Source organism: Pseudomonas sp. RIT-PI-a (genome assembly GCF_001187875.1).
Taxonomy (GTDB): Bacteria; Pseudomonadota; Gammaproteobacteria; order Pseudomonadales; family Pseudomonadaceae; genus Aquipseudomonas; species Aquipseudomonas coleopterorum.
On record NZ_LGIR01000012.1, the window covers coordinates 408,028 to 433,784 of the forward strand.

16 protein-coding genes are annotated in these 25,757 nt (G+C 62.6%); 4 read left to right on the forward strand and 12 right to left on the reverse strand.

Annotated features, from left to right (window positions below; translation table 11 throughout):
• Positions 1 to 68 precede the first annotated feature (68 nt).
• Positions 69 to 1,364 carry an Nramp family divalent metal transporter gene (locus AC788_RS08115; RefSeq protein ID WP_049860142.1) on the reverse strand — a complete coding sequence of 432 codons (1,296 nt, stop codon included), beginning with the start codon at positions 1,362 to 1,364 and terminating at the stop codon, positions 69 to 71.
• A gap of 284 nt (positions 1,365 to 1,648) precedes the next feature.
• Here AC788_RS08115 and AC788_RS08120 point away from each other — a divergent pair, with 284 nt between their 5' ends.
• Positions 1,649 to 2,185 carry a hypothetical protein gene (locus tag AC788_RS08120; protein WP_049860143.1) on the forward strand — a complete coding sequence of 179 codons (537 nt, stop codon included), beginning with the start codon at positions 1,649 to 1,651 and terminating at the stop codon, positions 2,183 to 2,185.
• A 53-nt stretch (positions 2,186 to 2,238) separates the two neighbouring features.
• Here the strand turns inward: AC788_RS08120 and AC788_RS08125 are convergent, their stop codons facing one another.
• From AC788_RS08125 to AC788_RS21855, 3 genes are all read right to left on the reverse strand, one after another.
• On the reverse strand, positions 2,239 to 3,627 hold the full coding sequence (locus AC788_RS08125) for an MFS transporter (RefSeq protein ID WP_049860144.1): 1,389 nt from the start codon (positions 3,625 to 3,627) through the stop codon (positions 2,239 to 2,241).
• A 630-nt stretch (positions 3,628 to 4,257) separates the two neighbouring features.
• Positions 4,258 to 5,673 carry a GntR family transcriptional regulator MpaR gene (mapR, locus tag AC788_RS08130; protein ID WP_049860145.1) on the reverse strand — a complete coding sequence of 472 codons (1,416 nt, stop codon included), beginning with the start codon at positions 5,671 to 5,673 and terminating at the stop codon, positions 4,258 to 4,260.
• 104 nt (positions 5,674 to 5,777) lie between these two features.
• Positions 5,778 to 5,942 (reverse strand): hypothetical protein, encoded by a 165-nt coding sequence (locus AC788_RS21855; RefSeq protein WP_177327955.1) that lies wholly within the window; start codon positions 5,940 to 5,942, stop codon positions 5,778 to 5,780.
• A gap of 220 nt (positions 5,943 to 6,162) precedes the next feature.
• On the opposite strand from AC788_RS21855, the gene AC788_RS08135 reads away from it, so the two are divergent.
• From AC788_RS08135 to glgB, 3 genes are all read left to right on the forward strand, one after another.
• Positions 6,163 to 8,190, forward strand: a complete 2,028-nt coding sequence (locus AC788_RS08135) for an alpha-1,4-glucan--maltose-1-phosphate maltosyltransferase (RefSeq protein ID WP_049860146.1) — start codon at positions 6,163 to 6,165, stop codon at positions 8,188 to 8,190.
• Positions 8,191 to 8,284: 94 nt separating this feature from the next.
• The gene (gene treS / locus AC788_RS08140) at positions 8,285 to 11,608 is read left to right on the forward strand and encodes a maltose alpha-D-glucosyltransferase (RefSeq protein WP_049860147.1); all 3,324 of its coding nucleotides are present in this window, start codon (positions 8,285 to 8,287) and stop codon (positions 11,606 to 11,608) included.
• The gene (glgB, locus tag AC788_RS08145) at positions 11,605 to 13,848 is read left to right on the forward strand and encodes a 1,4-alpha-glucan branching protein GlgB (RefSeq protein ID WP_049860148.1); all 2,244 of its coding nucleotides are present in this window, start codon (positions 11,605 to 11,607) and stop codon (positions 13,846 to 13,848) included. Before treS ends, glgB begins: the two co-directional genes overlap by 4 nt.
• A 97-nt stretch (positions 13,849 to 13,945) precedes the next feature.
• Here glgB and AC788_RS08150 read toward each other — a convergent pair whose 3' ends face one another.
• From AC788_RS08150 to treZ, 8 genes are all read right to left on the reverse strand, one after another.
• Positions 13,946 to 14,554 carry a class I SAM-dependent methyltransferase gene (locus AC788_RS08150; RefSeq protein ID WP_049860149.1) on the reverse strand — a complete coding sequence of 203 codons (609 nt, stop codon included), beginning with the start codon at positions 14,552 to 14,554 and terminating at the stop codon, positions 13,946 to 13,948.
• Entirely contained in the window at positions 14,551 to 15,309 is a 759-nt protein-coding gene (locus AC788_RS08155; protein ID WP_049860150.1) for a PIG-L deacetylase family protein, read from the reverse strand. The genes AC788_RS08150 and AC788_RS08155 overlap by 4 nt, the downstream gene beginning before the upstream one ends.
• Positions 15,306 to 16,313, reverse strand: a complete 1,008-nt coding sequence (locus tag AC788_RS08160) for an acyl-CoA dehydrogenase family protein (RefSeq protein ID WP_049860151.1) — start codon at positions 16,311 to 16,313, stop codon at positions 15,306 to 15,308. Before AC788_RS08160 ends, AC788_RS08155 begins: the two co-directional genes overlap by 4 nt.
• A complete protein-coding gene (gene glgX / locus AC788_RS08165; RefSeq protein WP_049860152.1) occupies positions 16,310 to 18,472 on the reverse strand; it encodes a glycogen debranching protein GlgX in 2,163 nt (720 codons plus the stop codon). Before glgX ends, AC788_RS08160 begins: the two co-directional genes overlap by 4 nt.
• Positions 18,473 to 18,693: 221 nt before the next feature.
• A complete protein-coding gene (locus tag AC788_RS08170; protein WP_049860153.1) occupies positions 18,694 to 19,050 on the reverse strand; it encodes a DUF2934 domain-containing protein in 357 nt (118 codons plus the stop codon).
• 15 nt (positions 19,051 to 19,065) lie between these two features.
• Positions 19,066 to 21,855: a malto-oligosyltrehalose synthase gene (locus AC788_RS08175; RefSeq protein ID WP_049860154.1), complete on the reverse strand. Its 2,790-nt coding sequence runs from the start codon at positions 21,853 to 21,855 to the stop codon at positions 19,066 to 19,068.
• Positions 21,852 to 23,936 (reverse strand): 4-alpha-glucanotransferase, encoded by a 2,085-nt coding sequence (gene malQ / locus AC788_RS08180; RefSeq protein ID WP_049860155.1) that lies wholly within the window; start codon positions 23,934 to 23,936, stop codon positions 21,852 to 21,854. The genes AC788_RS08175 and malQ overlap by 4 nt, the downstream gene beginning before the upstream one ends.
• The gene (treZ, locus tag AC788_RS08185; RefSeq protein WP_049860156.1) at positions 23,933 to 25,723 is read right to left on the reverse strand and encodes a malto-oligosyltrehalose trehalohydrolase; all 1,791 of its coding nucleotides are present in this window, start codon (positions 25,721 to 25,723) and stop codon (positions 23,933 to 23,935) included. The genes malQ and treZ overlap by 4 nt, the downstream gene beginning before the upstream one ends.
• Positions 25,724 to 25,757: the final 34 nt, after the last annotated feature.

Genomic DNA, 25,757 nt, shown 5'->3' on the forward strand with positions numbered 1-25,757 from the left:
ACGGCATGCCCGATAAACAAGCGTCGGCCGCGAAAGGCGCACTGCGGACACAGTCCGCAGTGGCAGGGTCAGGCGAGCAGCTGCGAGCCCAGCTGGAAGGCGACCCATACGGCGAGGATGGTGGCGAAGCCCAGGGCGATGTTCTCGAACCAGTTGTTGCGGTAGTTGCCGAGCAACTTCTTCTGGTTGGACATGATCAGCAGGCCGAGGGAGATCACCGGCAGGCCGATGATGTTCAGCGCATTCACGCCGATGGTCAGGGTCACGAAGTCAGGCATGCCCGGCAGCGACCACACCAGCGGCGTGACGAGGATGAACAGCAGGAACCACTTGTGCATCGGGTCATGATGGAATTCCTTGCCGTACTTCTCGCGACGCTCCGGACGGATGTGCTGGAAGGCATCGGTGATCAGCATGGGGAAGGCCGTCGTCTTGCCGGCGATGCTGGCGAACAGGGTGGCGAACACGCCGACGAAGAAGATCAGCCAGCCACCGGTGCCGAAGAACATCTGCAGCGCCGCGCCCAGGTCGTCCAGGGTTTTCACTTCGATCCCGTTGGGACGCAGGATTTCCGCGCCGACCACCCAGATGGCCAGGTTGATGATGATCCCGACGAACACCGCGAACAGCAGGTCGTTGCGCTGGATGCGCTTGTGTTCCGGGCCGACCCAGCCTTTCTGGCGCATCACGTAGGGGTGCACGAAGTTGGCGATCGAGCCGGCTACCGCACCGATCACCGAAACGGCTACCAGTAGGGCACCATGCACGCCTTCATCCGGCGGAATGCTGAAACCGATGGTCCCGGCCAGGATGCCGCCCACATCGGGTTTGGACATGATCGCCAGCGCCATGAACGCCAGGGTCATCAGGGCCAGCAAGCCTTTCATGACGCCTTCGATCAGCGAGTAGATGTTGCGGCCTACCAGCAGCCACACGCCCAGTACCACGGCGAAGGAGGCGAGCAACGGCTGATTGATGTGCAGCAGGGTGGCCAGTGCTTCACCAGCGCCCTTGATCATGTACGCATTGGTCAGGTGACCCATGATCAGGGCGTACCCCAGCATGAACCAAGCGAAGAAGGGGTGCAGTTGCGCGTAGCCCTGCAGGATGGTCATGCCCTGGTTGTTGCACAGCTGGAAGCGGGCAATGATGTTGACGATGAGGAATCTGAGCAGCAGCGACACCGCCAGCACCCACATCATCGCGTAGCCATAGTTGGCGCCGGCCACGGAGGAGGTGATCAGGTCGCCTGCGCCGAGCCATGACAGGACGGCAATGATGCCCGGTCCGACGATCTTGGCGAGCCTGCCCAGGCGAGTCGTGGGGGCGGCCGCCTTCTTTTCGAGCGAGTGGGTACTCGTCATGGGTGAATTCCCTTTGTTGTTTTTGTGGATGGAACAGTGGGTTATTCAAGCATGAGTTAGGATGTCATATGACCTGACGAGTTGCAAAAGGTGTAAGTGGATGTTTCCCTGCGTTCGCAGGTCTTTCTGCGTGTACCGGTGGCCTCGCGAACTCCTGTAGCAGCGGCGCAAGCCGCGTCGGCGGCGCATGCGGTGTACCTGAAGGACCGCGGTCCTATCGGAAGCGGCTGAACCAACTGGGCGAATGGCCTTCTTATGAGCCTTAGCGCAAGAGGAATGCACCCATGTCGAAGATCATCGTCGATGACGTCACGCCCCCGGCCGATGCCAAGGCCGATGTGTTGATGTTCGGTACCCCCAAGGACCGTCTGGACTTCTACCGCAAGGAAATCCAGTACGAAACCTCCATCCTTTCCAACCGCACCGACGCCTACCTCTCCGCGCAGTCGTTCCTGGTCATCGCCTACGCTTCGTCCATGGCCAACCTGAACCCGGAGTGGGGCAAGCTTTTTACCCTGGTCGTGCCGCCGTTGTTGGCGCTGTTCGGTCTGGTCAGTTCGCTGCACGCATGGCCGGGCATTCGCTCGGCCTATGACATCATCGATCACTGGCACTTCAAGCAGAGCCAGTTGCTCGACAGCGAGCCGGCCATGGGCGCGGCCTATGACGAATCACCGCTGTTCAGCGAGCGCGAGTCGAACGAGAAACGCTGGCGCGGGGCGTTGATGTTCTCGATGAGGTCGCCGTTTCTGTTCAGCGTGCTGTGGGCGATACTCGGGGTTTTCGCGGTGTATGCGCAATACACCAATCCGGGCGGCTGAATGCAGAAGGCCCCTGCGGTTGCAGGGGCCTTCTGGTGATGAGGGTCAGCGGATCAACGCACCGAGCTTATCGCCTGCTGACGACTGCGCTCGTATTCCTGGGAATCCACCGCCGCAGCATCGGGTTTGCCCAGATCAGCCATGGGAATGCGGTAGGTCTCCTTGGCAGTGAAGGCTGCCAGCGCTGCGATGCAGCACACACCCAGGGCCAGCGAGCCGACCACCATGGGAATGTTGGTGGAGCCGGGCGGCGCCATCGCTGCGAACAGTGCTGGCAACAGGGCGGTGATCAGGGTGCCGACGTTCTGCGAGATGGCCATGGCCGACACACGATAGCGGGTCTGGAACAGCTCGGGGTAGAAGCTTGGGAACACCGCGTTGTAGCCCTGATAGAACACGCCCCACATCAGAATCGACATGCCGAACGCCAAGGGCACGTTGTGGATGCTGATCGCGTACAGGTAGAAGAACGACAGAATGCCCGAGCTCAGCGCGCCACCGATGATCATTGGACGACGACCGATGCGGTCGGAGAGATTGCCCACGAAGGGAATCACGCACACCGCGACGATATTGCCGACCACCGGAATCCACAGGTACACACTCTTGGCGAAACCGATGCCGTAGGCCGGCTGCACGGCGTAGGCCGCGCCGAAGATGGTGGCCACTACCGGAATGACGTTCATCAGCGCCATGCACATCACCAGGCCCATGTTGCGCCAGCTGTGCTTGAACGCCTCGACGACTGGGGATTTGGGGATGGCAGCGCGCGCTTCCACGGTTTCGAAAGCCGGGGTTTCATTGACTTCGCGACGGATGATGTAGCCGGCGATCAGCACCACGGCACTGAGCAGGAACGGAATCCGCCAGCCCCACGAGTTGAACGCTTCATCCGGCATGAAGTAGGCCAGGGGCAGGAAGATCGCCGCAGCGAAGATCTGTCCGGCCTGCACGCCCTGCAAGGTGAAACTGGCGTAGTAGCCTCGTCTGCCGAAGGGCGCATGTTCGAGAATCATCGAACTGGCCCCGGAGATTTCCCCCGCTACTGCGAAGCCCTGGATCAGGCGCAGTACCACCAGCATGGCCGGTGCCCAGAGGCCGACCTGACTGTAGGTGGGGAGCAGGCCCACGGCCATGGTGGCGAAACCCATGAGGAACATGCACAGCAGCAAGACGTTCTTGCGGCCGCGCGTATCGCCCCAGTGGCCCAGGAAGAACGCACCGATGGGGCGGGCAACATAGCCCACGCCGTAGGTGGCCAGCGAGGCAACGATGGCGACCTTGGGGTCGGTGTTGGGGAAAAAGATCTGCGGGAAGATCAGCGCCGCGGCTTGGGCATAAATGAAGAAGTCGTAGTATTCCAGGGCGGAACCGACCCATCCGCTGGCGGTGGCCTTCTTGGTTTGCTGCGAGCCGTGCGATTCTGACTGAGCATGCGCCATGCTGTGTCTCCGTTGTTTTTATTATGAAGCATTGGAACCGTTGGCTTCGTTTCTACCCCTGGCAGGCAAGCTTGCGAGCGCGGGGAAGAGGCAAAACTAACTGGGTAGTTAATGTTTAGCAGTGGCGTCGAATGAGTGTCAATACGGCGGCACACGCGGGTTGCAGGGAGGATCCGTTCGTTCTGCGTGCAAGACTGCCCCAAGTGACTTCGTGTTTCAATCGAAAGTGCCGGTCTAGAGCGGTTCGCCCATGGCTGAGCGGCGCCTCGGCGGTCGCTCTCATTGCCTAGCTTGCTTGGTATTGTAGCCGCTGATCGCACACATTTGTTGGCGGTCCACGAGCGGCGCCAGCCGCGTCGACGGCGCCCGTAGTGTGCCAGATGCCCTACGTTGAAACCGGACGCGGCTCGCGCCGCTGCTACAGGGGATCGCGAATCCCCATGAAATGCTTAACCACGCCGTGCACCCTCCCCTGTAGCAGCGGCGCGAGCCGCGTAGGCAGGCGACGCGCAGAATAAGGCCAAATCGAGCATCAAGTTGCCCATCCCGAATCCCCGCGAAATGTGTAACCACGTTGTGCGCGCCCCCTGTAGCAGCGGTGCAAGCCGCGTCGGCGGACGCCGCCGTGGGTCAGGCCAACTCGTGGACCAGGTTGCCCAGGGTCTGCATGGCCGCCAATTGCACCTTGTCCATCGGCGTGCCGTAATTCAGCCGGATGCAGTTGCCGAAACGGCCACTGGCCGAAAAGATCGGCCCCGGTGCGATGCTGATGCCTTGCGCCAGCGCGAGACGGAACAACTGCAGAGAGTCCACCCGCGGCGGCAGCTCGAGCCAGAGAAAATAACCGCCGTCGGGGCGACTTACTCGCGTCTCTTCGGGAAAGTACCGCGCGATCGCCGCCATCATCGCGTGCTGCTGACTTTGCAGCGCATCGCGCAACCGATGCAGATGGCGATCGTAACCACCGTGCTGCAGATAATCGGCGATCGCCGCCTGACCCGGTACCGACGCGCAGATCGAAGTCATGATCTTCAACCGCTCGACCTTCTGCGCAAAGCGTCCGGCGGCCACCCAGCCGATGCGGTAGCCCGGTGCCAGGCTCTTGGCGAACGAACCGCAATGCAGCACCCAGCCGTCGCGGTCATAGGCCTTGGCAGGGCGTGGCGCGTGCTGGCCGAAGTACAGCTCGGCGTACACATCGTCCTCGATCAAGGGCACCTGGTGCTGATGCAACAACTCCACCAATTGACGCTTGCGTGCCTCGGGCATGCTCGCGCCGACCGGGTTCTGGAACGTTGGCATGCACCAGCAGGCCTTGATCGGCAGGCGTTGCAGGGCATTGGCCAGGGCATCCACATCGAGCCCCTCGCGCGGATGAGTGGGGATCTCCACGGCCTTGAGTTTGAGGCGCTCCAGCACTTGCAGGCAGGCATAGAAGGCTGGTGCTTCGATGGCCACCATGTCACCCGGCTCGGTCACCGCCTGCAGGCACAGGTTCAATGCTTCCAGCGCGCCGTTGGTGATCAGCAACTCTTCGACCGGCAGGGTCATCCCGGCGATGTTGTAGCGCAAGGCGATCTGCCGGCGCAGCTCCGGACTGCCGGGCGACAGATCCGTCACCGTTTCGCGCGGATGCATGGCGCGGCTGGTGCTGGCCAGGGAGCGGGCCAGACGCGGCAGGGGAAACAGCTCGGGGCTGGGGAATGCCGAACCCAGGGCGACCGTGTTCGGGTCCTTGATCGAATCGAGAATGGAGAACACCAGTTCGCTGACGTCGACATCGGTCGACTCCGCCAGTGTCTGCGTTTCCACCTGGGGTTCTTGCAGAGCACGCTCGGCCAGCGCATTGACGAAGTAACCCGAGCGGGGCCGGGCGCGAATCAGGCCTCGGCGTTCGAGCAGGTAGTACGCCTGGAACACCGTCGAAGGACTTACGCCCTGGGTCTGGCTGGCATGACGCACTGAAGGTACGCGCTCATCGGGCTTGAGCACGCCGGTGCGAATCAGCTCGGCAATGTGGGCGGCAAATTTCTCGTAGCGTTTCATTACCGGCCTGGTGGTCTTGGGCAGGGCTGCACTATGCCACCTGGACGGCCCCGCGCACAGCCGACAGACGTGACCGGCACCGTCTGCCTGCTGTCCGCGATGTTTCAGCCTTGCAGAGGCACAGGGTCGGCCGGTGGGTCGCCAACCGGTGTGGGTGGTACCGTGGGTAGCACGGGCACGCCCTCGGGTTCGTCGCTTGGCGACGACGGTGGCAGGTTGGGCTGGTCGATGTTGGGATCAGGGGTTCCGGGTGGAAGTGGAAGGCTCATGGCGCTACCTCTGCAAAGTGAAGGACAAGGAGGAAGAGTAGTGCCTGCGGTGGACACCACGGCGCATCATTTGGCTCCCTGGCGAGGACGCTGAAGCTGCAAAAGCATATGAACTTTCCCACCCGGCCCGGCTCCGAACCTAAGCGATTGAAAAACCCGATTCACTTCACCGCTTGCACAAGCACAACAGCGTCCAGGCGACGCACAGGAGCAAGGCTCGATGACGGCTGATCAAACTATCCCGACGGACCAGAACGCGACCGATGCACAGGCGCCAGACCACGTGCTGAGCCTGTCCCAGGCGCTGCTGCTGCCGCGGATCGTGATCGAAGACACCCAGCCTGCCATCGACGGTGGGCAGTTCGCCGTCAAGGCCATCGTTGGCCAGACCGTCACGGTCAGCACCAAGGTCTATGCCGATGGCCACGACAAGCTGGCCGTGGTACTGCGTTGGCACGAGGCCGGCTCCGACACCTGGCACAGCACGACCATGCGCGAGCTGGGCAACGACAGTTGGGAAGCGGAACTGGTCATCGACAGCGTCGGCACCTATGCCTACTGTATCGATGCCTGGATCGACCAGTTCGCCAGCTACCGTTACGAGCTGGAAAAGAAATTCGCTGCCGGCGTCACCATCGAGCTCGAACTGGAAGAAGGTCGCCTGCACCTCGAACAGGCCGCCGCGCGCAGCCAGGACACCCTGTCTCGCCAGCTGCGTCAGCTTCACGATGAATTGCAGGGGCTGGATCTGGACGCCAAGGTTGCGCTGCTGTTGCAGCGTGATACCCAGGCGCTGATGTCCCTGGCCGATCATCGTGCCTTCCTGTGCACCAGCATCGAATTCCCCCTGGACGTGGAACGGGAACTGGCGCAGTTCGCCAGTTGGTACGAGCTGTTCCCGCGTTCGATCACCGACGACAAGGCGCGCCACGGCACTTTCAACGACGTGCACAGCCGTCTGCCGATGATTCGCGACATGAACTTCGACGTGCTGTATTTCCCGCCGATCCATCCGATCGGCCGTGCGCACCGCAAAGGCCCGAACAACTCCCTGACTGCAGGCCCGGACGATCCCGGCAGCCCGTACGCCATCGGCAGCGCCGAAGGCGGACACGAGGCCATTCACCCGCAGTTGGGTACCCGCGAAGACTTCCGCGCACTGGTGGCCGCTGCTGCCGAGCACGGGCTGGAAATCGCCCTGGATTTCGCCATCCAGTGCTCGCAGGATCACCTCTGGCTCAAGGAGCATCCGGGCTGGTTCAGCTGGCGCCCGGATGGCACCATCCGCTACGCGGAAAACCCGCCGAAGAAATATCAGGACATCGTCAACGTCGACTTCTACGCGGCTGATGCCGTACCAGGTCTATGGACCGAGCTGCGCGATGTGGTCTGGGGTTGGGTCGAGGAGGGCGTGAAGATCTTTCGCGTCGACAATCCGCACACCAAGCCGCTGCCGTTCTGGCAATGGTTGATTGCCGATATCCGCAGCAAGGACCCAAGCGTGATGTTCCTGGCCGAGGCGTTCACCAAGCCTGCGATGATGGCGCGCCTGGGTAAGGTCGGGTATTCCCAGAGTTACACCTACTTCACCTGGCGCAACACCAAGCCTGAGCTGACCACCTATTTCAACCAGTTGAACCAGGCACCCTGGGCCCACTGCTACCGGCCGAATTTCTTCGTCAATACGCCGGACATCAACCCGTTTTTCCTGCATGACAGCGGCCGCGCCGGGTTCCTCATCCGCGCCGCGCTGGCGACCATGGGCTCGGGCCTGTGGGGCATGTACTCGGGTTTCGAACTGTGTGAATCGGCGCCGATCCCCGGCAAGGAAGAGTACCTGGACTCGGAGAAATACGAGATCCGACCACGGGATTACACCGCGCCGGGCAACATCATTGCCGAGATTGCCCAGCTCAACCGTATCCGTCGTCAGAACCCAGCGCTGCAAACACATCTGGGCGTCGAGTTCTTTCAATGCTACAACGACAACATCCTGTATTTCGGCAAGCGCACGGCCGACCGCAGCAACTATGTACTGGTCGCGGTCAGCCTGGATCCGCACAACGTTCAGGAAGCCCATTTCGAGCTGCCGTTGTGGGAGCTGGGGTTGGACGACAATGCATCCACCAATGGCGAAGACCTGATGACCGGGCACCGCTGGACGTGGCATGGCAAAACCCAGTTCATGCGGATCGACCCCGGCTACCAGCCGTTCGGTATCTGGAGGCTCACGCGCGTCGAGGTGTGAATACTCGTCTCGCGCTGCACCCTCGCTGTACGTTGCACTCCTGGCCACACGTTGCACTCAATGTTGCCTAGCCGCACAAGACAGGGAAACAACAATGGCGAAAAAGCCTCGGTCGCAAGCGTTCATCGATGACCCGCTCTGGTACAAGGACGCGGTTATCTATCAGGTCCACGTCAAGTCGTTCTTCGACTCCGACAACGATGGCATCGGTGACTTTCCGGGGTTGATCGCCAAACTCGATTACATTGCCGATCTGGGCGTCAACACCATCTGGCTGTTGCCGTTCTACCCCTCGCCGCGTCGCGACGATGGCTATGACATTGCCGAGTACAAGGCCGTGCACCCGGACTACGGCACCCTGGCCGACGCGCGTCGCTTCATCAACGAGGCGCACAAGCGTGGCTTGCGAGTGATCACCGAACTGGTGATCAACCACACCTCCGATCAGCACCCCTGGTTCCAGCGCGCGCGCAAGGCCAAGAAGGGCTCCAAGGCCCGCGATTTCTACGTGTGGTCCGACAGTGACGAGAAATACGACGGCACGCGGATCATCTTTCTGGACACCGAAAAGTCCAACTGGACCTGGGATCCGGTGGCCGGTCAGTATTTCTGGCACCGGTTCTATTCCCATCAGCCCGACCTGAATTTCGACAATCCGCAGGTGATGAAAGCGGTCATCGATGTGATGCGCTACTGGTTGGACATGGGCATCGACGGCCTGCGCCTGGATGCCATTCCGTACCTGATCGAGCGTGACGGCACCAACAACGAGAACCTGGCCGAGACCCATCAGGTGCTCAAGCAGATTCGTGCCGAGATCGATGCCAACTACCCCGATCGCATGCTGTTGGCCGAAGCCAATCAGTGGCCGGAAGATACCCAGCTGTATTTCGGCGAGGCGAAGGGCGACGACGGCGACGAATGCCACATGGCCTTCCACTTCCCGCTGATGCCGCGCATGTACATGGCGCTGGCCCAGGAAGACCGGTTCCCGGTCACCGACATCCTGCGTCAGACCCCGGCGATCCCGGCCAATTGCCAATGGGCAATCTTTCTGCGCAACCACGATGAACTGACCCTGGAAATGGTCACCGATCGTGAACGCGACTACCTGTGGAACTACTACGCCGCCGACAGCAGGGCGCGGATCAATCTCGGCATTCGTCGTCGCCTGGCGCCGCTGCTGGAACGGGACCGCCGCCGCGTCGAGCTGCTCAACAGCCTGCTGTTGTCCATGCCCGGTACACCGACCCTGTATTACGGTGACGAAATCGGCATGGGCGACAACATCTACCTGGGCGATCGTGACGGCGTGCGCACGCCGATGCAGTGGTCGATCGACCGCAACGGCGGCTTCTCCCGCGCCGACCCGGCCAGCCTGGTATTGCCGCCGATCATGGATCCGCTGTATGGCTACCAGTCGGTCAACGTCGAGACCCAGGCCAACGATCCGCACTCGCTGCTCAATTGGACCCGGCGCATGCTCGCCGTGCGCCGCCAGCAGAAGGCATTCGGTCGGGGCAGTCTGACCATGCTCACGCCGACCAACCGACGCATTCTGGCCTACGTGCGCGAATACACCGGTAGCGATGGCAAGACCGAGATCGTGTTGTGTGTCGCCAACGTCTCGCGTGCCGCCCAAGCGGCTGAATTGGATCTGTCCCAGTACGCCGGCATGGTGCCGGTGGAAATGCTCGGTGGCAGCGCCTTCCCTCCCATCGGTCAGCTGAATTTTCTGCTGACCTTGCCACCCTACGGCTTCTATTGGTTCCTGCTGGCCAGCGAAACCCAGATGCCGAGTTGGCACGTCGAACCGGCCCAAAGCATGCCTGACTTCCAGACCCTGGTGTTGAAACAACGGATGGAGGAGTTGCTCGACGAGCCGTCGCGCAGCACTCTGGAACACACGTCATTGATGCAGTACCTGCCCAAGCGCCGCTGGTTCGGTGGCAAGGACGTTGCCATCGACAACCTGCGCATCGCCTACGGCGTGCGCTTCGGCACCGCGCAGAATCCCGTGCTGTTCAGCGAGCTGGAAGTCACAGCCGGTGGGCAGACCAGCCGCTACCAGTTCCCGTTCGGCTTCATCCCCGAAGACCACAGCGGTTCGCCGCTGCCGTTGCAACTGGCGCTGTCGCGGGTTCGACGCGGCCGTGAAGTCGGCTTGATCACCGATGCGTTCGTGCTGGAAAGCTTCATCCATTCGGTGATCGAAGGGCTGCAGGCGCAGAAGATGTTGTCCAGCGCCGAAGGCGAGATCCGCTTCCAGGCCACCGATCACCTAGCAGCGTTGAAGCTGGACCAGAGCTCGGTCATCCGCTACCTGTCGGCCGAGCAGTCCAACAGTTCGGTGGTGGTCGGCGGCAGCCTGGTATTGAAGATGATTCGTCGCGTGAGTGGCGGCATTCACCCCGAGCTTGAGATGGGCGCCTACCTGACCGCTGCCGGCTACGCCAATATTTCGCCTCTGATGGGCTCGGTCAGCCGTGTGGATGCCAGCGGCACCCCGCACCTGTTGATGATTGCCCAGGGCTATCTGAACAATCAGGGCGACGCCTGGGAGTGGACACAGAACAACCTCGAACGCGCCATTCGCGATGAAATGGCCTTCGCCCATGCCGAGCAGGGCCAGCGCTACGACGCCTTGGGCGAACTGGCCGACTTTGCCGCCATGTTGGGCCAACGCCTGGGCGAGATGCACGTGGCCCTGGCCGCACCCGGTGCGCAGGCTGATTTCCTGGCCCGCGTGAGCGCCGAGAAAGACGCCCAGAGCTGGACCGCGAGTATTTCCAGTCAGGTCGAACGGGCGCTGAATCTGCTCGAACAGCGTCTCGCCGATTTTGCCGAGCAGGATCAGGCTCTGGTGGCCGAACTGTTGAGCGAGCGCGAGACGCTGCTGGCCCATGTGCAGCAACTCAGCCAGCAGGCCATCGGTGGCTTGATCATGCGTGTGCATGGCGACCTGCACCTGGGTCAGATGCTGGTGGTGCAGGGCGATGCCTACCTGATCGACTTCGAAGGCGAGCCGGCTCGGCCCCTCGAAGAGCGTCGAGCCAAATACAGCCCTTACAAAGACGTCGGCGGTGTGTTGCGCTCCTTCGACTACGCGGCGGCCATGGCCGTGCGCAATGTGCAGAGCACGGACGCCTCCGACGAGGCGGCGCTGGCACGTCAGCGCGTGGCCAAGCGTTACCTGGCAGAAGCCCGTCAAGCCTTCATCGGCGCCTATGACCTGGCAACCCAGGCCGTGCCCCATCAGTGGCAGAACCCTGAGGGTGCCCGCGCTGCACTGGATTTGTTCAGCCTTGAAAAGGCTGCCTACGAGATCGCTTATGAAGCGGAGAATCGCCCGAGCTGGTTGGCCGTGCCCCTGCACGGACTGTTCGGGCTCTTGAGTACGAGGGAGAATAAGCAATGAGTGCGCACAGCGAACAGGGCAAGCGTGATGTTGGCGCGTTGCCGGCAAAAGCCGATATCGAGGCGCTGATCCGTGCCGATCATTCCGATCCGTTCTCGGTTCTGGGTGCCCACAGCGACGGTGGTACGGGTAGCTATATTCGTGCCTATCTGCCGACCGCGTTGAGCGTACAGGTACTGGCCAAGGACGGTGGTCATCCGTTGACCACGCTCGACCAAGGCGATGTCCCTGGCCTGTTCACCGGCCACATCGAGCAAAGCCAGCCGTATCTGCTGCGCGTGCAGTGGGCCGGTGGTGTGCAGGTCAGTGAAGATCCGTACAGCTACGGCAACTTGCTGGGCGACATGGACATCTATCTGTTTGCCGAAGGCAAGCACCGCAATCTGGGCAGCGTATTCGGGGCGCAGTTCATCGAGATCGACGGTGTCCAGGGCACCCGCTTTGCCGTCTGGGCACCCAACGCCAAGCGCGTTTCGGTGGTCGGTGACTTCAACGTCTGGGATGGCCGTCGCCATCCGATGCGTCAGCGCTTTCCATCCGGGGTCTGGGAACTGTTCATCCCGGCGCTGCAACCGGGCGAACCGTACAAGTACGAAATTCTCGGGCAGCACGGCATCCTGCCGTTGAAGGCCGACCCCATTGCGCTGTGCACCGAGCTGCCGCCGTCGACCGCATCGCGAGTGGCCAAGCCGATGCAGTTTGCCTGGGACGATGACGCCTGGCTCGACGTTCGTGCCGAACGTCACGCCATCGGTGCGCCGCAGTCCATCTACGAGCTGCATGCCGGTTCGTGGATGTGCGAACTCGATGAAGCGGGTGAAGTGGTTCGTCCGTACAACTGGCACGAATTGGCCGAGCGCCTGATTCCCTACGTGCAGAAGATGGGGTTCACCCACATCGAACTGCTGCCGATCATGGAGCATCCGTTCGGGGGTTCGTGGGGCTACCAGCCGCTGTCGCAGTTCGCGCCGTCGGCTCGCTATGGCACACCGCAAGACTTCGCGGCATTCGTCAATGCCTGCCACAAAGCCGAAATCGGCGTGATCCTCGACTGGGTACCTGCGCATTTCCCGACCGACGAACACGGTCTGGCACGCTTCGATGGCACGGCGCTGTACGAGTACGACAACCCGCTGGAAGGCTTCCACCAGGATTGGAATACGCTGATCTATAACCTGGGCCGCACTGAAGTCCACGGTTTCATGATCGCGTCCGCTGTGCATTGGCTCAAGCACTTCCATATCGACGGGCTGCGTGTGGATGCCGTGGCGTCGATGCTGTATCGCGACTATTCACGCAAGGCCGGTGAGTGGATTCCCAACCAATACGGCGGTCGAGAAAACCTGGAAACCATCGCGTTCCTGCGTCACCTCAACGACGTGGTGAAACAGGAAGCACCGGGCGCTATGGTGATTGCAGAAGAATCCACGGCATGGCCGGGTGTTACCCAGCCGACTCAAGAAGGTGGCCTGGGTTTCGACTACAAGTGGAACATGGGCTGGATGCACGACACGCTCAACTACATCCAGAACGACCCGATCCATAGGCCGCATCACCACAGCCAATTGAGCTTTGGCCTGGTGTACGCCTATTCCGAACACTTCGTGCTGCCGATCTCCCATGACGAAGTGGTGCACGGCAAGCATTCGCTGATCGACAAGATGCCGGGCGACCGCTGGCAGCAATTCGCCAACCTGCGGGCCTACCTGACGTTCATGTGGACCCACCCCGGCAAGAAGCTGCTGTTCATGGGCTGCGAATTCGGCCAGTGGCGCGAGTGGAACCACGACCATCAGTTGGACTGGTACCTCACGCAGTACTCGGAGCACTCGGGTGTGCAGCAGTTGGTCGCCGACTTGAATCGGTTGTACCGCGACGTCCCCGCTCTGCACCAGCAGGACTGCCAGCCTGAAGGCTTTCAGTGGATCATCGGTGATGACGCCACCAACAGCGTCTTTGCCTGGCTGCGCTGGAGCGCTAGCGGCGAGCCGGTACTGGTGGTCGCCAACTTCACCCCGGTGCCACGCGAGAGCTACACCGTGGGCATCCCGTTTGGCGGTGAGTGGGAAGAACTGCTCAACAGCGATGCCGAGCAATACGCCGGTTCCAACTACGGCAATGGCGGCAAGGTGTTTGCCAGCGAGGAGGGCAGCCATGGCCAGCCGCACTCGATCACCCTCAATCTGCCACCGCTGGGCGTGCTGATCCTGCGTCCTACCCGAGCTGATATCCAGGGTTGATGCCTACAAAAAGGGGCTTCTTCAAGAAGCCCCTTTTTTATCAGCCGTTCACACGGCCTGCCGCGCTGTCAAACCGGCGTTACCAAGTCTTCGCTAATCAGCGCAACCCCTCGTGCTGTGCCACGGTGGTCGGTTCCAGACCCCACAGTTCCAGCAGAAAGTCGCCTTCCTTGTGCTCTAACAGCCGGTGCATACCGAGTTCGGCCTGTAGCTGAGCGTGTACCTGCTCGGCTGTCTGCGGCGCGCCTTCGATGGTTGCCAGCCAGTGGCAGGCCACCAATTGGCCGCCGGGCTTGAGAGAGTGCCGAACCTGTTCGATGACTTGGCTGAAGTCGGTGCGATTCAGGTAGTAACCCAGTTCGTTGAGCACGATCAGGTCGAAGCGTTCGCTTGGCCAGTCGGCGGGCAGGGCTGCTTGCCTGGCCTGGGCATGATCCAGCTCGTGCAAGCGCGCCTGGGTCAGGCCGACCGCACGGGCGTTCATGTCGCAGCTGAGCAGGTAGTCGCAGCGGGTCGACAGGGCCAGGCTGGTTTCTCCGTTGGCGCAGCCTGGCTCGAAGATGGCGCCATAGTGCTCCTGCGGCAGGCAGGCCAGCAGCAGGGCACGCTTGCGTCGTTCGTACCAGCGATGACGCATCGCCCAGGGGTCGTCATTGCCATCGTAGAGCTTGTCGAAATACTGGTTGTCGACGCTGTCTGCGCTCATAGAAAGACGACCTCGAACGGCTGCAGCAGCCGCTCCAATACATAGGGTGGAAGAACCGGTGCCAGACCGATCTGCGGGTCGCCTTCCAGCTGGCTGGCAAAGGCGTGGGCGGCGTGGCTCTTGCGCGCCACCATGTTTTTGTCCAGCGGCAGCTTGCGCGCGCGTTCCCAAGGAATCCGGTCGTCTTCGGGGTTCGCCCAATGCCAGGTCCAGATCGGCAGTTCATGGTGAACCGCTCCCACCGCTGCAGCGGCCGTCGCGCCCGCGCGGCCACTGGCCTCGTGGTCGGTGTGGCCATCGTTGCACCAGGTGCTGAACACGACATCGTTGGGCTTGAGATAGCGTTGGATGAAGTCCGTGAGCCGTTTTTCGTCACGGGCCACACCGCTGTCGGCAAAACCGCCGCGGATCCACTGCAGGCTGTGCAGGGGCAAGCCCAGTCTGCGCAGCGCCTCGTTGCTCTCCTGCGGGCGTACGGCGCTCAGGCGTTCGGCCGTCCAGGTCTGCGATCCGGGGTGACTGGCGCTGCCGTCGGTGACGGAGATGATCAGGATCGGCCGTTCCAGCTGCGCCAGCAATTGCAGCAGCCCGCCGCAGCCGAGTACTTCGTCGTCGGGGTGCGGGGCGATGATCACCGCTCGTGAACCGGCAGGGACCAGGGTCTGGGCATCGATCAGCGGCAATTCGGCCATATGCCTGGAGCTGCGCCAGGCCTGCAGGGGCGTACCCTGGCCTACGATAGGGTTCTCTTTCATAAACTCCAGGTCCGCGTCGTGGGGGCGCCAAGCAATTGCCCAAGCGCGGCCAGGTCGCGTTCGGCATGGCTCTGTCGCAGGTACACCGGCAGATCGGCGATCAACCGGGCGAAATGAGGATCCTTGCAATACGGGCCGGCACCCATGGCCCGGCCAACGTGACTGATGACGGTTTCTGCGGTCTCTTCGGCCACCGCACGGCACAGCCGCGCCGAATGCTCGAAAGGGCCGTCGGGCTGTTGATCGGCTGCATTGGCCGCTTGGCGCAACACGGCGATGCAAGCGCCCAGCGCACGATCCACCGCGCCCAGGTGAGCCAAGGCGTGGGGCTCGGGACGGGCGTGACAATGCTGGGCCAGGTGGCGTGCCAGTTCGCGGGCAGCGCCGAACCAGCACGCGGCGATACCGATCCCGCCCAGCCAGAACCCCGGTCGGCTCAGATAGCCCCCAGCCGGTCCGACATACCAGCCTTCGGCATTTTCCAGCAGGATTTCGACGCTGCCGGTATTGGCCATGCCCACCGCGTGCCAGCCGTCATCGGTGACGCACAGGTTGGGCTGATCCATCGGCACGGCGACCAACTGCTGCTGGCCGTCGTCATCCCAGGCGGTCAGCAGGCCATGAGTGACGACGCCGGCGCCAGAGCACCAGGCCTTGCGGCCACTGAGCACCGCACGATCGCCCTCGCGCCGGACCATCACCCGGGCCTGGGGCGGCTCCGATGCCCAGGTGCCCCAGATCGAGCCTTCCGGCACAGACTGTGCGCGTAGCTCCTGCATGATTGCCAGGGCGTCGGTATGCCCCTCATACAGCTTGCACAAGCCCAGGTCATGCCCGGCCACGGCGGCCAGGCATTGCCAACGTTGCAACGTGTCGCCACCGGCCGGCAGCGGCAGACTGTCCAGGCCCAGGCTGCACAGGCGCCGCATTTCCTTGCCCAGCGCTGCGGTGTCGGCGTAGCCCTGTGGTGGGCGGGTCAGCGCTTCGATCAGGGTCGGCTTCATTCTTCGAGGTCCCGGTGCAGTTCGAACATCAGCATCGAGCGACCGGTTACCAGGAATTCGCTGCCGAACTCCAGACGCTCATGCTCGCCCAGCTCCGGGCGGTTGGTGTCGATGCGACAGTTCCAGTACTCGCCTTCCGGCACTTGAGGCAGGATGAAGTTGACCACGTCGTGGTGGGCGTTGACGATCAGCAGCAAGGTGGCATCGGCCCCCGGCTTGCGAATGCCGCTGGGCTGCGCGCGGCCATCGAGCATCATGCCCAGGCAGCGGCCGTTGGGATCTTCCCATTGCTCGGCGGTCATTTCGTTGCCCAATGGATCCAGCCAGGTGACGTCCTTGACGCCGATCGCTTCGTTGTATTCACCCACCAGGAAACGGTTGCGACGCAGGATCGGATAGCTGTTGCGCAGTTTCACCAGGCGCTTGACGAAGCGCAGCAGGCCTTTGCCTTCCTCGTCCAGCTCCCAGTTGATCCAGCCGATCTCGCTGTCCTGGCAATAGGCATTGTTGTTGCCGCCCTGGGTGCGCGAGAACTCGTCGCCAGCGACGATCATCGGCGTGCCTTGGGAGAACAGCAGGGTGGTGAAGAAGTTGCGCATCTGGCGCAGGCGCAGCTCGACGATTTCCGGGTCATCGCTGGGGCCTTCGACGCCGTGGTTCCAGGAGACGTTGTTGCTGGTGCCGTCCTGGTTGTCTTCCTCGTTCTCTTCGTTGTGCTTGTCGTTGTACGACACCAGATCGCGCAGGGTGAAGCCGTCGTGGGCGGTGATAAAATTCACCGAAGAATACGGGCGGCGGCCACGCTGGTTGAACATGTCACCCGAGCCGGTCATTCGTGCGGCGAAGTCGGCGAGCTGGCCGTCGTCGCCTTTCCAGAAGGCCCGCACGGTGTCGCGGAAGCGATCGTTCCATTCGGCCCAGCCGGGTGCGAAACCGCCCACCTGGTAGCCGCCGGGGCCGCAGTCCCACGGTTCGGCGATGAGCTTGACCGTGCGCAGCACCGGGTCCTGACGGCAGGCTACGAGGAAGCTGTGACGTTCGGAGAAGCCGTCGTGGTAGCGACCTAGAATAGTCGCCAGGTCGAAGCGGAAGCCGTCGACGTGCATCTCCGACGCCCAGTAGCGCAGCGAGTCGGTGACCATCTGCAGCACGCAGGGGTGGCTCAGGTCCAGGGTGTTGCCGGTGCCCGAGTCATTGATGTAATAGCGCTTGTTCTCCGGCATCAGGCGGTAGTAGGAGGCGTTGTCGATACCGCGCATCGACAGAGTCGGGCCTTGCTCGTTGCCTTCGGCGGTGTGGTTGTAGACCACGTCGAGAATCACTTCCAGGCCGGCGTCGTGCAGGTGCGCGATCATCTCCTTGAACTCGGCGATCTTGCCGCTGGCGATGTAGCGCGAATGCGGGGCGAAAAAGGCAATGCTGTTGTAGCCCCAATAGTTGTTGAGGCCTTTCTGCAGCAGATGCTGGTCGTTGACGAAGCCGTGGATGGGCAGCAGCTCGATCGAGGTGACGCCCAGCTTTTTCAGGTGGTCGACCACTTCCGGCACGGCCAGGCCGGCGAAGGTGCCGCGCAACGCTTCCGGCACCGCCGGGTGCTGCATGGTCAGGCCTCGCACATGGGCCTCGTAGAAGATTGTCTTGTCCCACGGGACGCTGACGCGGTGGTCGCGGCCCCAGGTGTAGGCCGGGTCGATGACCTTGCTTTTGGGCACGAAGGGCGCACTGTCGCGCTCGTCGAAACTGAGGTCACCATCGGGATGCCCGATGGTGTAGCCGAAGAGGGCTTCGGACCACTTCAACTCACCGACCAGTTGCTTGGCATACGGGTCGATCAGCAATTTATTGGGGTTGAAGCGGTGGCCGTTTTCCGGATCGTAGGGACCATGCACACGGTAGCCGTAGATCAGCCCCGGGTGGGCGTCGGGCAGGTAGCCGTGGTAGATCTCGTCGGTGTACTCGGGCAACTCGATGCGCTCGATCTCTTCTTCGCCGCTGGCGTCGAAGATGCACAGCTCGACCTTGGTGGCATTGGCCGAAAACAGCGCGAAGTTGACGCCCAGGCCATCCCAGGTCGCGCCGAGCGGGAAGGGCAGGCCTTCACGGATACGCGAGGGTTCGGCGGGGTCTGGCGCTGGGGCAGCTTTTTTTTGCGGACTCATGGTCGATCCTTGCTCTTGGTTTGCACGCGTACGGCGCAGGCAGATGTCACGGCATCTTCGGTGTCTTCAGAGTCGGGTGTACGAGGGTGTGCAACGGGTTGGAAGACGCGCCGTGCGAGTGACGGGCGTTTGAGGTCGTGAAACCGCGACCATCCAGCCCTGAGGCTGGATCGGAGAAAAATGGGCCCGCGTGCCCGGGGAAGGTGGTACGCGGGCGGGTATCACTTTGCAGCAGGCTTCTTTGGCGCCCGCGGCTTCTTCGGGGCGGCTGGCTTGGTGTCGTCCTCGGCTTTTGCAGTCGAGTCGGCGGTCGCCTGCTCGGCGGCCTTGGCCGGTGGCTTGGGCTTGGCGGCAGGGGCTTCACCGGCAGCTTTCGGCTTTGGCTTGGGCTTTGGCTGAGCCGCTGCCTTGGGCTTGGCCGGTGCCTTGCCCTTGCTCGGCTTGGACGGTGCCAGCGCTTCGGCTTCGGCCAGTTTTCGCGCCATTTCCCAATGACGCTCTTCCTGACCTTCGGGCTGGCCTTCGGATTCCCAGATCTGATAGGCGAATTCGCGGACTCGTTTATCGTCGGCACTCATTTCAACGCTCCTTAATTACAGCTCACTTTGTAGGAAGAGATTGACAGGAAACTCTTTCAGCGCAGTGCCTACCAACAATTCCTTCTCTGCTGTGACTGCCTGCTCGGAAAAAAGTCCCTTCAATGTAGCCCCGGATTTTGCCGATGGCAAAACGACACGGGTGTCGCCCCAAGCGCTGGCATCGATCAGAGGCGTCTTGCTATCAGCAAGAAGGCCACTGGCCAGGCGAGGCACGATCACCACTGCCGCAGTGCCGTCCACTACCCGCGCGAAAGCGTGGATACGATCAGCATGAGCGCCCAACACGTCCAGCGTCTGGTAGCTGCCCTCGCGGAACAACGCTGGATGCGCGGCGCGGACCTCGAGGGTACGCTGAATCATGGCCTGTTTGATGCGACCATCGTGCCAGCTTTCCAGCAGCTCGCTGACGGCAGGACGGGCATCGAGCGAACGTTCCCGCGCGGCGTAGTCGACCGGGCGACGGTTGTCCGGATCGACCAGGCTGAAATCCCAGTACTCGGCGCCCTGATACAGATCGGGAATACCCGGCACGGTCATGCGCAGCAGCGTCTGCACCAGACTGTCCAGCGCGCCACTGGGCGCGATGGTGCGGCTGGCTGCAGCGATGGCGTCGCGCAGTGGGCGACCCTTGTCGCTGAGCAGCAACTGTTCGAGGAACTCGCGGCAAGCCTTTTCATAGGCTTCGTTCGGTGCGCTCCAGCTGCTGATCAGCTTGGCCTCGCGCAACGCTTTCTGCTGCCACTGATACAAGCGTTCGGCGTAGGCGGTCAGGCCATCTACGTCGTCGCTGCGCAGGTCCAGCGGCCAGCTACCCAGCAATGCCTGATACAGCATCAGTTCGTCGCCACCGGTCGGTGCATGGCCATCGCCGAAGGCACTGCGCAGGGGCGCAGCCAGTTCAAGCCATTGTTCGACTTGCTCGACGTACCAGGGAGCACGCTCGCTGAGCACGGCCAGGCGGGTGCGAGTATCTTCGCCGCGCTTGTGGTCGTGAGTCGCAGTGGCCAAGAGGTTGTCGGGGAAGTGCTGCAGACGCTGCTGACAGGCTTCGTCGAACGCTTCGGGAGTACCGGCGAACAGTTCGGTCTCGAACCCTACGTCGTTGCGCGAAAGCAATACGGCAGAGCGATAGAACGCGGTGTCTTCAACGGCCTTCGCCGCCGACGGCGAAGTCAGCTGCTGGAAGCGCACGCAGGCATGACGGATCAGCTTGCGCGGGCGGCCCAGCGGCAGGTCGCGCCACGATTGGCCGCCCAACCAGCGCTCCAGGTAGTCGAGCACCGGCCAATCGGCTTCACCCAAGGTACTGCGAGCACCTTCCATGGCTTTCTGGAAGAAGGCCTCATCTTCGGCAGGACGCCCGCACGGGTTGATGTAGGTGCGGTACACCGGGAAATGCACAATCAGTTCCTGCAGCGCCCGGCGAATGGCGCCCAGGGTCAGGTCGCGGCTCATCAGATCGCCTCGGGCCACCTGCAGCAGGGCCTGTGCGACGGACTCGAAGTCACCGGCCAGCGAGCCATTGAGCACCAGGTTGCGCGCTACGTGCGCCTCTTCGATGAACTCGCTGGGGCGTCCGCTGATGCGGTTCCAGAGCTCGCCCAGCGGCTGCTCGCCGGCTGGATCGTGCTGGAGCAGGGACACCTGGTTCATGAATTCATAACCGGTGGTGCCGTCGACCTGCCAGTCACGGTGCAGCGTTTCGCCCGCGCCGAGGATCTTCTCGACATAGATCGGCACATGATCGATGCGCGCCGATTCAGGACGTTGCTGCAACAGGCCTTCGACCCGACGCCGCAGTTTGCGCGAGTAACCGCGCGGATCGGCCAGGCCGTCGATGTGGTCGATACGCAGACCATCCACCAGGCCCGCTGCGATCAACTCGAAGATCTTCGCATGAGTGGCTTCGAACACGGCGGGGCGCTCGACACGCAGCCCGCCGAGCTCGTTGACGTCGAAGAAGCGCCGCCAGTTGATGTCGTCGCCTGCCGTGCGCCAGCTCGCAAGGCGATAGGATTGGCGTTCCAGCAGTTCGTGCAGTCGCTTGAAGCCTTCTTCGCTGGTCGAGTCGAAACGGGAAAGCGAAGCTTCGATGGCTTCGTTCAAGCCTGCGCCCGCGGCCTGTTTGGCCAGCTCGGCCTGCAATGCACGGGCCTGAGCGTAGGCGTCGTCGCTGCCATGCAGATTGGCGAAACGCGCACCCAACTCACTGACCGGCGCATTGCCGGATGCGGCCAGGATGTGTGGATAGTCGATGGGGCAGATGGGAAAGCGATGTTCGTAGTGCTCGACGAAGAAACTGCCCTGTTCGGCATCGAACTTGAGCACCAGCTCGCCGTTCTGCAGGGCCACACCGTAATCACTGCCCAGAAACGGCAACAGCAACTGGCCTTCAAGCAGCGGATCGGGCGAGTGCCACTGGATGTCGAAGAATTCCGAATACGGGCTGCGACGGCCCCACTCGAGCAAATCCAGCCACCACGGGTTGTGTGAGCCACCGACCGCCATGTGGTTGGACACGATGTCGAGGATGAAGCCCATATCGTGCTCGCGCAGCGATGCTATCAGCCGCTCAAGCGCAGGCTGGCCGCCCAGCTCAGGGTTGACTTGGGTCGGGTCGACCACGTCATAGCCGTGCATGGAGCCGGGGCGTGCCTTGAGAATGGGTGACGCGTACACATGGCTGATGCCGAGCCGGGAAAAATAAGGCACGAGGCGAGCGGCATCATCCAGGGTGAAGTCTTTGTGCAATTGCAGCCGAACGCTGGCCGTCATTTTTTTCATCGGTAACGCTCACTGGCTTGTTGGCGGGCGCAAGCCAGCAGCTCTAGGCGTCTGGCAGCGTCTTCATCGTCGAGAAGATTCTGGGCATGGGCGCTGTAGCGGCGGCGCCAATTGGGGTGACTGTCTATGGTGCCCGGCAGGTTGGCTTGTTCTTCGATACCCAAGGCGTCGTCGATCGGCAGCAGCACCAGCGGGGCAGGGGTCAGGCCAAGAAAGCGCGTGCTTGCGTCGATGATGGCGTCGATGTCCTCCATGCCTTCACTTTCACTGTGTTGCAGCTCAGGGGCGAGCACCTGACGCAGGGCACGACGTTCGTGCTCGCGGGTCACGCGCCATTGCTTCTCGGTCGGCTCGTCGATCAGTTCCAGATCGCGGTTCCAATCGATGTCGCGGCCGTGCCACCAGCCGTTGAGAGTGGGCAAGTCATGGGTGGTCGACGTCGCCAGGGCGTTGTCCGGCCACGCTTGATGTTCGGTGAACTCCCCATCGTTTTGCTCGAAGAGCAGCACGCGCATGCCGAGCATCTGCCTGGCCGCCAGTTTCTCGCGCAGCCCATCCGGCACGGTGCCGAGGTCTTCGCCGAGCACTACCGCCTGGTGACGATGAGATTCGAGGGCGAGCAGGCGCAACATGTCGTCGATAGGAAACTGCAGGTACGCACCTTCGCCGGGCTTGGCGTCGGCCGGGATCAGCCACAGGCGTTGCAGGCCCATGATGTGGTCGATGCGCAGGCCGCCCGCGTGGGCAAAATTAGCCCGCAGCATTTCGATGAAGGCCCGGAAGCCATTGCGCTTGAGGCCTTCGGGAGAAAAGGCGGAAATGCCCCAGCTCTGTCCGGAGCGATTGAGAATGTCCGGTGGCGCGCCGACGGTGAGGTCGGCGAGCAATTCGTCCTGGCGACTCCAGGCCTGGCTCCCGGCACCATCGGCACCGACGGCGAGGTCCGCAATGAGGCCGATCTTCATGCCGCTGTCGCGGGCGGCTTTCTGCACCTTGGCCAGGCAGCGCTCGATCAGCCACTGGCAGAAGGCGTGAAAGGCTATCTCGTCGGCATGAGCGGCAGCGAACTCGGCCACCGCGGTGCCGCGCGGGTCGTGCCACTCTTGTGGCCATTGGCGCCAATCCAGGCTTTCGCCACGGGCCTTGAAATCTGCCTGCAGCGCTTCATAGCGGCAGTGGTTCTCCAATGCTTCGCCACCGGCGTGGCGAAAGGCGCTGAAATCCGCATTCAATGCGTGTTCGGTGTCGCCAAAGCCCTTGTACAGGGCCCTGAACAAGCGCTGCTTGGCGCCGGCGGCGGCCGGCCAGTCGACCAGCGGCAGTGCTTCGAGCGACTGCAGGGTTTCGCCCAGTCCGGCAGCCTCGATGGCCGCGCGCACCGCGTCCTCGCCCAGCACCGCGGCAGGGGCCGCATACAGGCTGTTGAGGAACAGTCGGCTGGACGGGGAGTAGGGGCTGTAGCGCGTGTTGTCGCTGCTGCTCATGGCATGCATGGGGCTGATGGCCAAGGTGTCGGCACCGCGCTCGCCGGCGCTGCGCACCAGGGCTTCCAGCGCCTGAGTGTCGCCGAAGCCGCCATCGCCAGTGCGGCGCACGGCGTAGAGTTGCACGCCCAGCCCCCAAGCGTGGGCGGTGTCCTGCCCGTAGGCGTCAGCGACGCTGTAGCAGCGTGCCGGTGCCACAGCCAAGGTGAAGCGCTGCTGCTCGATCTGTACATCCTGATAGCCAACGGGCAGCAAGCCGGGCAGGGCGGCATGCTTGTCCAGGCTGATCGACAGCGTGCTGCCGTCTTCCAGATGCACCTCACACGCCGTACCGGGCGCGAAGAACTTCGCCAGATCCAGCGGCTGACCATGCTCGACGGTCAGCAACGGTGGCAGGCGATGCGACTGCGCCGCCTTGCTCGACGCCGCCAGACTTTCTTTCAGCTCATCGTCGCTGTCGGCCGGATGGCCGAGGCCTCGCAGCACCTTGCGCAGGACACTGTCAGGAACGATTTGCGGCTTGCCGTTGGCATCGGTCCAGTCGACGGCGATACCCGCCTGTTCGGCGAGGTCATGCAGTTGCTGTTGCTCGCTCATGCCGCGGTCTCCGCAGCGCCCGCCGGAACCAGGCTGACCAGCGCCGTGTGGGCAGGCAAGCCTTGAGTGTTCCCCGTATCGTCCGACTGCAGGCGACTGTCGAACAGCCGGTGTTCGGTGGGCAGTTGAACGGGCACTGCACTCTCGCTCAGATTGAGGTCAATGCGCAGCACGCTGCCGTCACCCATGCGCCATTTGGCGCTCACGGCCTTGTCGGCCAGCACCTGGGCTCCCAGCGACTGGGCACCGTCAAGCCGCGGTACGATCTCGTCACGGCGCAGGGCCAACAGCTGACGGTACAGCTGCACCCAAGGACCGTCCTGGCGGAACTGGAACTCGGCAAAGTCCGGGCGCGAAGCTTCGAAGGTGCTTGCAGCGTTCGGGTCGGGGATCTTGGCGCGGGTTTCTTCGTTGGCAAACGAATCGAATGCGGCGAATTCGGCACGACGACCTTCGCGCACGGCTTCCGCCAGTTCGCCGTGGTGATCGGTGAAAAACAGGAAGGGTTCGTCTGCGGCCCATTCATCGCCCATGAACAGCATGGGGATCATCGGCGAGAGCAGCAGCAGTGCAGTCGCTGCCCGAAGCGCAGGCTCGCTGCACAGCAGGCTCAGCCGCTCGCCCATGGCACGGTTGCCGATCTGGTCATGGTTCTGCAGGAACAGCACGAAGGCGCTCGGTGGCAAATGACCGCTCGGCTCGCCACGCGCTTCACCTTTCTGATTGGTTTCACCCTGGTAGATGAAGCCCTGGCTCAGGCAGCGAGCCAGCTTCTCGGTGGAGTCTTCGCTGAAGTCGGCGTAGTACGCCTCGCTTTCGCCGGTCAACATCGCGTGCAGCACGTTATGGCCGTCGTCGTTCCACTGGGCGTCATAACCCTGTTCGAGCAGGTGGGCCTGGTTGTGCTCGTTTTCCAGCATCAACCAGACATGCCGGTCCGGCCCGACCTGCTCACGCAGGGTGCCGGCCATTTCCTGCAGGAACGTAGGATCCTGAATTGCGTGCACAGCGTCGAAACGCAGACCGTCGAAGCGGTATTCGAGCAGCCACATCGCGGCGTTGTCGATGAAGAAGCTGCGCACCTCATCGCGACGGAAGTCGATGGCGTCGCCCCATGGGGTTTTCTTGTCGTGACGGAAGAAACCCTTGGCATAGCGGCCCAGGTAATTGCCGTCCGGCCCGAAGTGGTTGTAGACCACATCGAGGATCACCATCAGACCATGGCCGTGGGCGCAGTCAATCAAGTGCTTGAGCTGTTCAGGAGTACCGTAGGAGGCTTCGGGTGCATAGGGCAGCACGCCGTCGTAGCCCCAGTTGCGCGTGCCGGGAAATTCGGCAATCGGCATCAGTTCGATGGCAGTGACACCCAGCGCGGCGAGGCGAGCCAGGTGAGCCTCGACACCGGCGTAGCCACCCAAGGCACCGACGTGCAGCTCGTAAATGACTGCCTGAGACCAGGGACGACCCAGCCAGTTGGTGTTCTGCCACTCATAGGCCAACGGGTCGACCACGACGCTGGGGGAGTGCACATCGTCCTGCTGGGCGCGGGACGCCGGATCCGGCACGGCGACCTCGCCATCGATATCGAAGCGGTAGGTCGTACCCGCCGGGCACTTGTGCTCCAGGGTGAACCACCCGTCGCTGCGCGCGACCATGGGCAAGGCTTCATCATCAGCGATCTGCAATCCAACCGAGAAAGCATCCGGAGCCCACAGTGCAAAGTGAGTGAGTCCGGAGTCCTGCATTACCGCACCGTGGGACCAGGTTTCAGTTTTCCGTGAAGGCATCGATGAAACCTCTTCCGTCATTGATCAGTTGCCG